10 protein-coding genes are annotated in these 12,085 nt (G+C 73.3%); 7 read left to right on the plus strand and 3 right to left on the minus strand.

Features of this window, described 5'->3' with window-relative positions; all coding sequences use genetic code 11:
- Nucleotides 1-20: 20 nt before the first annotated feature.
- The 3 genes from DEI96_RS03990 to xylA all read right to left on the minus strand — a co-directional run bounded on the left by DEI96_RS03990 (nucleotide 21) and on the right by xylA (nucleotide 3,811).
- Nucleotides 21-1,010: an acetylxylan esterase gene (locus DEI96_RS03990; protein WP_111024607.1), complete on the minus strand. Its 990-nt coding sequence runs from the start codon at nucleotides 1,008-1,010 to the stop codon at nucleotides 21-23.
- Nucleotides 1,011-1,092: 82 nt separating this feature from the next.
- On the minus strand, nucleotides 1,093-2,556 hold the full coding sequence (gene xylB / locus DEI96_RS03995; protein ID WP_111024606.1) for a xylulokinase: 1,464 nt from the start codon (nucleotides 2,554-2,556) through the stop codon (nucleotides 1,093-1,095).
- 61 nt (nucleotides 2,557-2,617) lie between these two features.
- Nucleotides 2,618-3,811, minus strand: a complete 1,194-nt coding sequence (xylA, locus tag DEI96_RS04000; protein WP_111024642.1) for a xylose isomerase — start codon at nucleotides 3,809-3,811, stop codon at nucleotides 2,618-2,620.
- 97 nt (nucleotides 3,812-3,908) lie between these two features.
- On the opposite strand from xylA, the gene DEI96_RS04005 reads away from it, so the two are divergent.
- From DEI96_RS04005 to DEI96_RS04035, 7 genes are all read left to right on the plus strand, one after another.
- Complete coding sequence (locus DEI96_RS04005; RefSeq protein ID WP_258372962.1) at nucleotides 3,909-5,105, plus strand: Gfo/Idh/MocA family protein; 1,197 nt, start codon at nucleotides 3,909-3,911, stop codon at nucleotides 5,103-5,105.
- Nucleotides 5,102-5,809 carry a ThuA domain-containing protein gene (locus tag DEI96_RS04010; protein ID WP_111024605.1) on the plus strand — a complete coding sequence of 236 codons (708 nt, stop codon included), beginning with the start codon at nucleotides 5,102-5,104 and terminating at the stop codon, nucleotides 5,807-5,809. The genes DEI96_RS04005 and DEI96_RS04010 overlap by 4 nt, the downstream gene beginning before the upstream one ends.
- A complete protein-coding gene (locus tag DEI96_RS04015) occupies nucleotides 5,794-6,906 on the plus strand; it encodes a Gfo/Idh/MocA family protein (protein WP_111024604.1) in 1,113 nt (370 codons plus the stop codon). Before DEI96_RS04010 ends, DEI96_RS04015 begins: the two co-directional genes overlap by 16 nt.
- 34 nt (nucleotides 6,907-6,940) lie before the next feature.
- Nucleotides 6,941-7,990 (plus strand): sugar phosphate isomerase/epimerase family protein, encoded by a 1,050-nt coding sequence (locus DEI96_RS04020; protein ID WP_111024603.1) that lies wholly within the window; start codon nucleotides 6,941-6,943, stop codon nucleotides 7,988-7,990.
- 120 nt (nucleotides 7,991-8,110) lie between these two features.
- Nucleotides 8,111-9,403, plus strand: coding sequence for an ROK family transcriptional regulator (locus tag DEI96_RS04025; protein ID WP_284183631.1), 1,293 nt, complete (start codon nucleotides 8,111-8,113; stop codon nucleotides 9,401-9,403).
- On the plus strand, nucleotides 9,400-10,431 hold the full coding sequence (locus DEI96_RS04030) for an NAD(P)-dependent alcohol dehydrogenase (RefSeq protein ID WP_111024781.1): 1,032 nt from the start codon (nucleotides 9,400-9,402) through the stop codon (nucleotides 10,429-10,431). Before DEI96_RS04025 ends, DEI96_RS04030 begins: the two co-directional genes overlap by 4 nt.
- Nucleotides 10,432-10,665: 234 nt before the next feature.
- Complete coding sequence (locus tag DEI96_RS04035; RefSeq protein WP_071405221.1) at nucleotides 10,666-12,048, plus strand: MFS transporter; 1,383 nt, start codon at nucleotides 10,666-10,668, stop codon at nucleotides 12,046-12,048.
- The last annotated feature ends 37 nt before the right edge of the window (nucleotides 12,049-12,085 follow it).

A 12,085-nucleotide genomic window follows, 5' to 3' on the forward strand; every position in this document is an offset into this window, starting at 1 on the left:
CGTCCGCCGCCCGACGTCCGTCAGCGCAAGCGGTCCGCCAGGAACGCCGCCTGACGCTCCCAGTGCCGGAAGCCGCCGCCCTCGTGCCCGTTGTACGGGTACACGACGATCTCGCGGTCGGTGGAGCCGAGGGCGTTGAACGCGGCGAAGGTCGTGCGCGGCGGCACGACGTCGTCCATCAGCGCGACCGAGAACAGCGAGGGAGCGGTGATGCCGACGGCGTGGTTCACCCCGTCCAGGTACGCGGCGGTCTCCCACACGGTGTCGGCCGCGTCGCGGTGGACGGCGAGGTACTGCGCGAGCTCCAGGTACGGCCCGCCGACCGCGACGTCGGTGCCGTTCCGCCAGTCGGCCAGGAACGCCACGTCGGGCAGCACCGCGGCGACCGGTCCGACGTGTGCCTCGACCAGGGCCGCTGCGGCGATCGTGATGCCGCCGCCCTGGCTGCCGCCGGTCAGGGCGATGCGCTCGGGGTCGACCCCGGGCAGCGTGCGCACCGCCTCGACGAGCCGCACGGCGTCGGTGTAGACGCGGCGGTAGTAGTGGTCGGCGGGCGAGCCGATGCCGCTCGTCATCCAGCCGCTGGCGTGCGGTGCGGAGCCGTGCGGGTCCGGGGTGTCGCCGCCGGCCCACCCGGAGCCCTGGCCGCGGGTGTCCATCACCACGTGCACGTAGCCGGCGAGGGCCCAGTGCACGCGCTCGCCCGGCCGACCACGGCCACCGCCGTAGCCGAGGAACTCGACGACGACCGGCAGCGCGCCCGGGTCGTCGGTCACGGGACGGTTGACCCACGCCCGCACCGGGTCACCGGCGAACCCGGGGAACGTGAGGTCCTCGACGACGAGCCCGGTCACCGGGGTCTCGGCCGGCACGAGGGTCGTCTCGAACCCCTCGCCCGCGGTCCGGGCGGCGGCGATCGTGTCCGCCCAGAAGGCGTCGAAGTCAGCGGGACGACGGACGTCCGAGCGGTGGGCGCGGAGCGCGTCGAGGGGCAGGTCGGTCAGTGGCATGGGTGTCCTCCGGGGACGATGATGCCCCCGGCGCCCTGGTGGAGGGCGCCGGGGGCGGGGAGTGTCGGATCCGGTGCGTCGGTCAGCGCGCCGCGGCGCGGTACTGCTCGAGCACCTCGGGGTGCGGGTCGGACGGCACGGTGGTCGTCGCGGTGTCCCACGTCGGCAGTGCGCCGGTGAGCGCCCACGCGGCCTGCTTCGCAGCACCCGCGGCGACGTACTCGCCGGGCTCCGGCACCAGGACGTCACGGCCGAACACCTGCGCGGCGACGGCGCGGACCGCCGGGTTCCGCGCAGCGCCGCCGATGAGCAGCAGCCGCTCGACGGTCACCCCGGTGTCCTGCACCGCGGCCAGTCCGTCGGCGAGGGCGCAGAGCATCCCCTCGACGGCCGCCCGGGCCAGGTGCGCCCGGTCGGTGGTCGCCGGCGTCATGCCGAGCAGCGATGCGGTCGCGTCCGGCCGGTTGGGCGTGCGCTCGCCGACGAAGTACGGCACCAGGACGAGGCCGTCGGCCCCGGCCGGCGCCTGCAGCGCCAGCTCGCCGAGTGCGTCGTGGTCGACGCCGAGCAGGCCGCCGATCACCTCGAGCACGCGGGCCGCGTTGAGCGTCGTGACGATCGGGAGGCGCGACCCGGTCCCGTCGGCGAAGCCCGCCACGGTCCCGCGCGGGTCACGCACCTCGGCGTCGCTGACCCCGAAGACCGTGCCGCTCGTGCCCAGGGACACCGCGACGTCACCCGGGCCGAGACCCAGGCCGAGCGCTGCCCCGGCGTTGTCGCCGAGTCCGGCGCCGATGACGAGGCCGGACCGGGCGACCGCGCCGCCGGGCAGCTCGACGTCGGTGGACAGGGCGCCCATCGCCTCGTCGGGAGCGACCACGCGGGGCACGACCACGGCGTCGTCGTCACCCATCGACGCCGGCCGCATCGGCCGCCCGAGCGCGAGCTCGAACAGCTCCGGGTCGTACTCGCGGCGCACCGGGTCCCAGTACCCCGTGCCGCTGGCGTCGGACGCATCCGTCGCCAGGGCGTCGAGGTCGGGGCCGAGCGGGCTCTCGTCCGCCGGTCCGTACCCGCGGAGCCGCCACGACAGCCAGTCGTGGGGGAGCGCCACGGCCGCGACGCGGGCCGCGTTCTCGGGCTCCGCGTCGCGGAGCCACCGCAGCTTGGTACCGGTGAACGACGCGACCGGCACCAGCCCCGTCCGGGCGACCCACGCCTCCTGGCCGAGCTCGTCGACCATCTGCGCGGCCGCGTCCGCACTGCGGACGTCGTTCCAGAGCAGGGCGTCGCGGACCACGCGGCCGTCGGCATCGAGCGCGACCATGCCGTGCTGCTGCCCGGCGATGGCGACGGCACCGACGTCGTCGAGGCCGCCGGCGTCCGCGACGGCGGCACCGAGGGCGTCCCACCAGTGACGGGGGTCGACGGCGGTGCCGTCCGGGTGGGACGCGCGTCCCTCGCGGACGACCGCACCGGTCGCGGCGTCACGGATGGTGACCTTGCAGGACTGGGTCGACGAGTCGACCCCCGCGACGAGTGCCATCAGTTCTCCTCGGCGGCAGGCCGCCTCGGCGCGCAGAATGCGGCCGCTGGCGCGTCCGCGTTCAATTCCGCGCGCCCATGAGGTGCTCCATCGCGAGCTGCTGCAGGCGGACGAAGCCGAAGCCCTTGCCGCCGAAGTACGCGTCGGCGTCGAAGTCCTCGTAGGCGGAACGGTCGGCGAGGAACGTGTCGTACGACTCGCCGTCGTTCAGCGTCGGCGTCGACAGCTCGCCGACCTTGGAGGCCTCGAGCGCTGCCTGCACCTCGGGGTCGGCGCGGAACGCCTGCGCACGCTCCTTGAGGAGCAGGTACATGCGCATGTTGGCCGACGCGGAGTCCCAGACGCCGGTGATGTCCTCGGTGCGGCTCGGCTTGTAGTCGAAGTGGCGCGGGCCGTCGTACGCCGGGCCGCCCTGCGGGGCGCCGTGCTCGAGCAGGTCGACGAGCGAGAACGCGTTCTGCAGGTCGCCGTGACCGAACACCAGGTCCTGGTCGTACTTGATGCCGCGCTGACCGTTGAGGTCGATGTGGAAGAGCTTGCCCTGGTAGAGCGCCTGGGCGATGCCGGCGGTGAAGTTCAGGCCCGCCATCTGCTCGTGGCCGACCTCGGGGTTGATGCCGAACATCTCCGGGCGCTCGAGCGTCTCGGTGAAGGCGATCGCGTGACCGAGGGTCGGCAGGAGGATGTCGCCGCGGGGCTCGTTCGGCTTCGGCTCGATGGCGAACCGGATGCCGTAGCCCTTGTCGGTGACGTACTGGGCGAGCAGGTTGACGGCCTCGCGGTAGCGCTCGAGCGCGGCCTGCACGTCCTTGGCGCTGTCGTACTCGGAGCCTTCGCGGCCACCCCACATCACGAACGTCGACGCGCCGAGCTCGGCGGCGAGATCGATGTTGCGGAGCACCTTGCGGAGCGCGAAGCGGCGGACCTGCCGGTCGTTCGAGGTGAAGCCGCCGTCCTTGAAGACCGGGGCGGAGAACAGGTTCGTCGTGACCATCGGCACGACGAGCCCGGTCGACTCGAGCGCGCCCTTGAGGCGGTCGATCTGGGTCTGGCGTTCGGCGTCGGTGGAACCGAACGCGAACAGGTCGTCGTCGTGGAAGGTCAGGCCGTAGGCCCCGAGCTCGTCGAGCTTCTCGACCGCCTCGACCACGTCGAGGGCGGGTCGGGTCGGCCCGCCGAAGGGGTCGGAGCCGTTGTAGCCGATGGTCCAGAGACCGAAGGAGAACTTGTCTGCACGGGTGGGCGTCGTTGCCATGGTGGTCACCGTTCGTCGTCGAAACAAAATGTTGCCGCGCCCAACATAAGCGGTAGTGTTGGCTGTGGCAAGCACGTGATCGCAAAGGAGCGAGCGGATGGCAAGTGAGTCGACGGTGCAGCAACGACTGCGGGTCGCGATGGTGGGGCACGGCTTCATGGGAGCCGCACACTCACAGGCGTGGCGGACCGCCCCCAGGTTCTTCGACCTCGGAGCCGAGCCGGAGATGGCCGTGGTCGTCGGGCGTGATCCCGGACGCACCGAAGCCGCTCGGCAGCAGTACGGCTGGCAGGCGGCGTCCACCGACTGGCGTGCCGTCGTCGCCGATCCGGACATCGACGTGGTCGACGTCGTGTCCCCGGGGTCCTCGCACGTCGAGATCGCGATCGCCGCGCTCCAGGCCGGCAAGCACGTCCTGTGCGAGAAGCCGCTCGCGAACACCGTCGCCGAGGCCGAGGCGATGACCGCCGCCGCCGACGCCGCGCGTGCACAGGGCGTCCGGGCGATGGTCGGGTTCAGCTACCGCCGGGTGCCGGCCATTGCGTTCGCCCGGCAGCTGGTGCAGGACGGCCGGATCGGCACCGTGCGCCAGGTCCGCGCGCTCTACCTGCAGGACTGGTTGGCGGACGAGGACGGCCCGATGACCTGGCGCCTCGACAAGTCGCTCGCTGGCTCCGGTGCGCTCGGGGACATCGGCGCGCACGCCATCGACCTGGTCGAGCACGTCACGGGCGCGTCGCTCGCCACCGTCTCCGGCACGCTCGAGACCTTCGTGACGGAGCGTCCGCTGATGGCCGAGGGGGTCGGGCTCTCCGGCACCGCGTCGAGCGAGCGCGGGCAGGTCACCGTCGACGACGCCGCGTTCTTCACCGCACGACTCGACGGCGGCGCGGCCGACGGTGCGATCGGCACGTTCGAGGCCACGCGCTACGCGACCGGGCGGAAGAACGGTCTGACGCTCGAGATCAGCGGGTCCGAGGGCGCGATCCAGTTCGACCTCGAGGCGATGAACGAGCTCCGGCTGTACGAGTCGAACGCCCCGGCGGGGGAGCAGGGGTTCCGCCGCATCCTCGTCACCGAACCCGAGCACCCCTACATGGCCGCGTGGTGGCCGACCGGGCACCTCATCGGGTACGAGCACACCTTCAGCCACCAGGTGAAGGACTTCGTCGACGCGATCGTCGCCGGCACCGACCCGTCGCCGTCGTTCGCCGACGGCCTGCACGTGCAGCGGGTCCTCGATGCGGTCGAGCGCAGCGCCGCCGCCGGCAGCACCTGGACGGCGACCTCGTGAGCGCCGCCGAGCAGACCCGCCAGGCGCTCGTCGTCCGCGGCGGGTGGGACGGCCACCAGCCCGTCGAGACCACCGACCTGTTCGTCCCGTTCCTGCGCGAGAACGGGTTCGAGGTCCGGGTGTCGGACTCGACGGCCGTCTACGCCGACGCCGCCGTCATGGACGAGGTCGACCTGATCGTGCAGGTCGTCACGATGTCGACCATCGCTGCCGACGAGTTCGCCGGGCTGCAGCGCGCGGTCCTGGGCGGCGCCGGACTGGCCGGCTGGCACGGCGGCATCGCGGACGCGTTCCGGAACACCGCCGACTACCTGCACATGGTCGGCGGCCAGTTCGCCCACCACGCGGGCAAGCACCCCGACGAGCGCGTCGGGGAACAGTCGGACAACTACATCCCGTACACGGTGCACCTCACCGACCTCGGGCACGCGCACCCGATCACGCAGGGCATCGAGGACTTCGACCTCGTCACCGAGCAGTACTGGGTGCTGTCCGACGAGTACAACGACGTCCTCGCGACCACCACCCAGGATGCGCGCGACTTCGACGCCTGGAACCGACCGGTCACCGCACCGGCGATCTGGACACGGCAGTGGGGCGAGGGCCGCGTGTTCGTCTCCGCACCAGGGCACCGCCTCGAGGTCGTCGAGTCGCAGCCACTCCGCACCATCATCGAACGGGGACTCCTGTGGGCAGCACGGTGAACGAGGGGGTGCTCCGCGTCGGCGTGGTCGGCGTCGGGGTCATCAGCCAGCAGTACTTCGAGCACTTCCCGGCCCTGCCCGGCCTCGAGCTCGCCGCGGTCGCCGACCTCGACGTCGCCCGCGCCCAGCAGGTCGGTGCGGCACAGGGCGTTCGCGGCACCACCGTGGACGACCTGCTCGCCGCCGACGACGTCGACGTGGTGCTCAACCTGACGATCCCGGCCGCGCACGCCGACATCGCCACCCGGGCCCTCGCCGCGGGCAAGCACGTCTACGGCGAGAAGCCGCTCGCGATGTCCACCGCCGAGGCCGCACCGGTGCTCGAGGCTGCCCGCGCCGCTGGCCTGCGCGTCGGCAGCGCCCCGGACACCGTCCTCGGCACGGGCATCCAGACCGCACGCGCGGCCCTCGACGACGGCGCGATCGGCACCCCGGTCGGTGCCGCCGTCGCCTGGAGCGCCCCCGGACACGAGCTCTGGCACCCCGCGCCGGCGTTCTACTACCAGCCGGGCGGCGGACCGCTCCTCGACATGGGGCCGTACTACCTGACCAGCCTCGTCACGTTCTTCGGGCCGGTCGTGCGGGTCAGCGGCAGCGCCACCCGCTCCACCCGCGAACGGACGATCGCCACCGGGCCGAACGCCGGCACGTCGATCCCGGTCGACATCGACACGCACGTCGTGGCGATCCTCGAGCACGAGGGTGGCGTGGTCTCCACCGTGACCGTCTCGTTCGAGGTCTGGGCCACCCGCGCCCCGCTGTTCGAGGTCTACGGCACCGCGGGCACCCTGGGCGTCCCGGACCCGAACCGGTTCTCGGACACCGTGTCGATCGCCACCGCCGACGACCGCTCGTGGCGTGACCTGCCGGTCGCCGCCGGGTACGCCGACGCCGGCCGCGGCTACGGCCTCGCCGACATGGCGCACGCGATCGCGACGGACCGACCGCACCGAGCCTCCGGCGACCTCGCGTTCCACGTGCTCGAGGTCATGGAGGCGGTCTCCGCCGCCGCCCGAGACCACTCGGTCGTCGACGTGCACTCGCGCGTCGAGCGACCCGCCACCGTCCCCGCCGGGTCCGCACCCGGATCCTGGTGACGGAACCCGACCACCGCGAAGAAGGACGACGACGATGACGACGACGGACGCGAGCGACACGACGGAGACGACCCGGGCCTCCAGGCCGGTCACCCTGTTCACCGGACAGTGGGCCGACCTGCCCTTCGAGGAGGTCGCCCGGCTCGCCGGCGAGTGGGGCTACGACGGGCTGGAGATCGCGTGCTGGGGTGACCACCTGGACGTCCGGCGCGCCGCGACGGACCCCTCGTACGTCGCCGAGCGCAAGGCGATCCTGGAACGCAACGGGCTGCAGGTCTGGACGATCGCCAACCACCTGGTCGGCCAGGCCGTGTGCGACGACCCCATCGACCAGCGGCACGAGGACATCGTCCCGCCGCACGTGTGGGGCGACGGCGACCCCGAGGGCGTGCGGCAGCGTGCGGCCGAGGAGCTGCAGTGGACCGCCCGTGCCGCCGCGGCGCTCGGGGTGGACACCGTCACGGGCTTCTCCGGCTCGTCGATCTGGAAGACCGTCGCCGGGTTCCCGCCCGTGCCCCCGGGGATGATCGACGCCGGGTACCAGGACTTCCACGACCGCTGGTCACCGATCCTCGACGTCTTCGAGGAGGTCGGGGTCCGGTTCGCGCTCGAGGTCCACCCGTCCGAGATCGCCTACGACTACTGGACCGCTGCGCGGACCCTCGAGGTGTTCCGCGACCGGCCGGCGTTCGGGTTCAACTTCGACCCGTCGCACTTCGTCTGGCAGGACCTCGACCCCGCCGCGTTCCTGCTCGACTTCGCCGACCGCGTGTACCACGTGCACTGCAAGGAGTCGGTGAAGCAGCTCGACGGGCGCAACGGGCGGTTGTCCTCGCACCTGCCGTGGGGCGACCCCCGGCGCGGGTGGGACTTCGTCACCGCCGGCCACGGGGACGTGCCGTGGGAGCGGGTGTTCCGCGTGCTGAACCACATCGGGTACACCGGACCGACCAGCGTCGAGTGGGAGGACGCCGGCATGGACCGGCTCATCGGCGGGCCCGAGGCGCTGGCGTTCGTCCGGCAGCTCGGTACCATCGCGCCACCGGACGCCGCGTTCGACGCGGCGTTCTCGCAGTCGCGCTGACCGGCCGGTCGCGGTCGCCGAGGTTTCGCGCTGCGCGACAGTTCACGGGCCCGCCGGTGCGAAACTCGTCGCTCAGCCCGAAACCCCACCCAGGACCCCGCCCACCACCGAGGAGGACCCATGGCACGGCAGCCCACGGCGACGCCGGGCAACGCCGCGCGCGTCCTCCGGCTCGTCCACGAGGACGGCCCCGTCACCCGCGCCGAACTCACCCGGCGCACCGGCCTGAACCGCTCCACCATCCTCGCGCTCGTCGGGGAACTCGTCGACGCCGGGCTCGTGCACGAGGAGACCCCCGCCGCGGGGACCCCGGGTGCCGGTGTCGGACGGCCGAGCGGGGTCGTCCGGGCGTCCGCCGACGTCCTCGCCGCCGCGGTCACGGTCGAGATCGACGCTGTCGGGGTCGCCCTCGTCGGCCTCGACGGCACCGTCCGCGACCGGCTGGTCGAGCCGCAGACCACCGTGCCCACCGCGGCGCAGGCCATCGAGGCCGTCGCCCGGGTCCTCGCAGCACTCCTCGCCCGCACCGGACCGGCGGCCCGTATCGTCGGGGTCGGCGTCGCCGTGCCCGGCATCGTGCGGGTCGAGGACGGCACCGTGCGCGACGCCCCGCACCTCGGATGGCGTGACGAACCCCTCGCCGCACCGCTCGCGGAACGCCTGGGGCTGCCGGTCCGGGCCGCGAACGACGCCAACCTCGGCGCCTGGGCGGAACGGCTGTACGGCAGCGCCCGCGGCGTCGACGACCTCGTGTACCTGAACGGCGGCGCGAGCGGCATCGGCGGCGGGATCGTCAGCGCCGGCCGGCCCTTCAGCGGCGCCGACGGGTACGCGGGCGAGCTCGGGCACACCTTCGTCGCGGCGAACGGGATCCGCTGCCACTGCGGTGCGGTCGGCTGCCTGGAGACCGAGGCCTCACGCTCCGCCCTCACCGCCGTCACCGGGACCCCGCCGGACGACCTCGACGCGCTCGCCGCGGCGCTCGCCGAGGGCCGGCCCGAGGTCGAGCGGGTCGTCGACCGACAGGTCACCGCACTCGCGACCGCACTGCGGAACGCCATCCACACCGTCGACCCCGAGGTCGTCGTGCTCGGCGGGTTCCTCGGTGCGCTGCTCGGACACGTCGGCGACCGGGTCGAGACCGACGTCCGCGCGCAGACGATGGCCGCGATGACCGATCGGCTCCGGATCGTCCCGGCGGCACTCGGCCGTGACGTCCTGGTCCGTGGCGCCGCCGAGATCGGCTTCGCGGAGCTGCTGCGCGACGCCACGATGCCGGCGGCACCGGCACCGGCACCGGCACCGGCACCGGCACCGGCGACGGCGAGCATGCCCGCGGCGCCCGCCGCCGCCCCCTCCACCACCCACACGTCCGGCCGCGACGACGCGGCCGAGGAAGCGAGAACCGCATGACCTCCACCCAGCGCACCAGCGTCCTGCTCGGCACCCAGGACCTCACCGTCGAGGACCGCCCCGTCCCCGCCGTCGGCCCCGGCGACGTGCTCGTCCGGGTCGCCGCCGTGGGGGTATGCGGCTCCGACGTGCACTACTACCGCCACGGCCGCATCGGCGACTTCGTCGTCGAGGAGCCCCTCGTCCTCGGGCACGAGCTGTCCGGCACGATCGAGGCCGCCGGCGAGGGCGTCGACCCGTCCCGCGTGGGGGAGCGCGTGGCCATCGAGCCGCAACGCCCCTGCCACCGCTGCGCGCAGTGCCTGGCCGGCCGCTACAACCTCTGCCCGCACATGCGCTTCTACGCGACGCCGCCGGTCGACGGGGCCTTCACCGAGTTCGTCACCATCGAGGCCGAGTTCGCCCACGTCCTGCCCGACGCCGTCTCCTTCGAGGCCGGCGCGCTCCTCGAACCCCTGTCCGTCGGCATCGCCGCCGTCCGCAAGGCCGGCATCGTGCCCGGTTCCTCGGTGCTCATCGCCGGCGCCGGTCCCATCGGCATCATCTGCGCCCAGGTCGCGAAGGCCTTCGGTGCGTCGCGCATCGTCGTCAGCGACCTGGTGCCGGAGCGCCGTGCGCGGGCCCTGGAGTACGGCGCCACCGAGGTCGTCGACCCCACTGCCGTGTCCGTCGCCTCCGACATCGTCCCCGTCGACGCGTTCATCGACGCCAGCGGTGCACCCCGAGCGGTGTCGGACGGCATCAAGGCGGTCGGTCCGGCGGGTGCCGCGGTGCTGGTCGGGCTCGGCAACTCCGAGATGACCCTGCCGGTCGAGCACATCCAGAACCTCGAGGTCACGGTCACCGGGATCTTCCGGTACACGAACACGTGGCCGGTCGCCATCGAGCTGGTCGCGTCCGGCCAGGTCGACCTCGACTCGCTCGTCACCGGTCGCTTCGGGCTCGACGACGTCCGCGAGGCCCTCGAGAGCGACACCGACCCGGAGTCGCTCAAGTCCGTCGTCTACCCCGGCGGCGTCCCGGCCTGAGCGGGCTGCGCGTCGTCCGGTGCGAGGTTCCGTACTCCGTGACGGCGCGCAGGCCTCGCACGGAGTGCGGGACCTCGCACCAGAGCGGGCGACCCCGCGGAAGCTCGCACCGGGTGACGATGCACGCACGGTGCGGACGGGAGGCGCGGGGCCCGGCCGCCCCGTGCCTCCCGTCCGGCACGTGACCCGGAACGGGGCCACCGCCGCGTCACCGGGACGCGCTACGGTTCGCGCATGACCGCTTCACCGGCCGCCGTCGTGCCGCAGCGCACCGACCGGCGCGCGCTCGTCTCCTGGGCGCTCTGGGACTGGGGTTCCGCCGCGTTCAACGCGGTCGTCACCACCTTCGTGTTCAGCACGTACCTGGCCAGCCGGGCGTTCGTGGACCCGGCGCTCGTCGGCGACACGTCCGCGGCCGGCAAGGCGATCGTGGAACGCGAGCTCGCGCACAACGCGGCCGTCGTGTCCACCGCACTGACCATCGCGGGCATCGTCGTGGCCCTGGTGGCACCGGCCATGGGGCGGCTCGCGGACTCGTCCGGACACCGCCGCCGCTCCGTCCTCATCGCCACGATCGGCGTCGCGCTGTCGATCGGCGGCATGGTCTTCGTCGCGCCGAGCCAGCCGTACCTGCTGCTCGGAGCTGCACTGCTCGGCATCGGCACAGTCGCCTACGAGATCGCGAGCGTCGGCTACAACGCCATGATCGGTCAGGTCGCCTCCGGGGAACGCACCGGCCGCGTCTCCGCCATCGGGTGGGCGGCCGGGTACTTCGGCGGGATCGTGCTGCTCGTCCTGCTGCTCGTGCTCTGCATCCAGGACTTCCGGGGCGACGGGGTCGTCGGCGGGCTCCTGCAGTTGCCGGCGACGGTCGCCACCGGGCAGTGGGACGTCCGCGTCGCGATCGGCATCGCCGCCGTCTGGCTGGCCGTCAGCTCGATCCCGCTGTTCCTCACCGTGCCCGAGGCGGTGCCCGACCGGACCCGCGGCGGCGGCGTGTTCAGTGCCTACGCGGACCTCGGCCGGGACATCGCGCGGCTGTGGCGGGAGCGCCGCAACGTCCTCGCGTTCCTGCTCGCCAGCGCGGTGTTCCGCGACGGCGTCGGGGCCGTCTTCACGTTCGGCGGGATCGTCGCCGCGCAGGTGTTCGGGTTCACGCCGTCGCAGGTCATCCTGTTCGCCATCGCCGCGAACGTCGTGGCGGGCATCGCGACGTTCGTCTCCGGACGCCTCGACGACCGGTTCGGGTCGCGTGCGCTCATCATGGTCTCGCTCGTCGGCCTCGCCGTGTGCGGGGTCGGGGTCTTCGCCGCCGGCAACGAGACGCAGTGGTTCTGGGTGCTCGGGCTGACCCTCGCCGTGTTCGTCGGCCCGGTGCAGTCGTCGTCCCGCGCGTACCTGGCGCGGCTGACGACCCCCGGCCGCGAGGGCGAGCTCTTCGGCCTCTACGCCACCACCGGCCGGGCCGCGTCGTTCCTCGCGCCGGCGCTGTTCGGCGTCGCGGTGACCGTCGGTGGGTCGACCCGGTTCGGGATCCTCGGCGTGGTCGTCGTGCTCATCGCCGGGCTGGTGCTGATGGCGTTCGTCAAGCGGGAACCGCAGGGCGCGCGGGCCTGATCCTCGGCGGGCGGGGCCGGCCAGAGCTCCCCGTCAG

It is taken from the genome of Curtobacterium sp. MCLR17_031 (assembly GCF_003234775.2).
Lineage (GTDB): Bacteria > Actinomycetota > Actinomycetes > Actinomycetales > Microbacteriaceae > Curtobacterium > Curtobacterium flaccumfaciens.

What these genes read in the sequence shown, in the direction of transcription:
- DEI96_RS03990 (WP_111024607.1), bottom strand. Translation starts at nt 1,010, where the DNA reads ATGCCACTGACCGACCTGCCCCTCGACGCGCTCCGCGCCCACCGCTCG.
- xylB (WP_111024606.1), bottom strand. Translation starts at nt 2,556, where the DNA reads ATGGCACTCGTCGCGGGGGTCGACTCGTCGACCCAGTCCTGCAAGGTC.
- xylA (WP_111024642.1), bottom strand. Translation starts at nt 3,811, where the DNA reads ATGGCAACGACGCCCACCCGTGCAGACAAGTTCTCCTTCGGTCTCTGG.
- DEI96_RS04005 (WP_258372962.1), top strand. Translation starts at nt 3,909, where the DNA reads ATGGCAAGTGAGTCGACGGTGCAGCAACGACTGCGGGTCGCGATGGTG.
- DEI96_RS04020 (WP_111024603.1), top strand. Translation starts at nt 6,941, where the DNA reads ATGACGACGACGGACGCGAGCGACACGACGGAGACGACCCGGGCCTCC.
- DEI96_RS04025 (WP_284183631.1), top strand. Translation starts at nt 8,111, where the DNA reads ATGGCACGGCAGCCCACGGCGACGCCGGGCAACGCCGCGCGCGTCCTC.
- DEI96_RS04030 (WP_111024781.1), top strand. Translation starts at nt 9,400, where the DNA reads ATGACCTCCACCCAGCGCACCAGCGTCCTGCTCGGCACCCAGGACCTC.
- DEI96_RS04035 (WP_071405221.1), top strand. Translation starts at nt 10,666, where the DNA reads ATGACCGCTTCACCGGCCGCCGTCGTGCCGCAGCGCACCGACCGGCGC.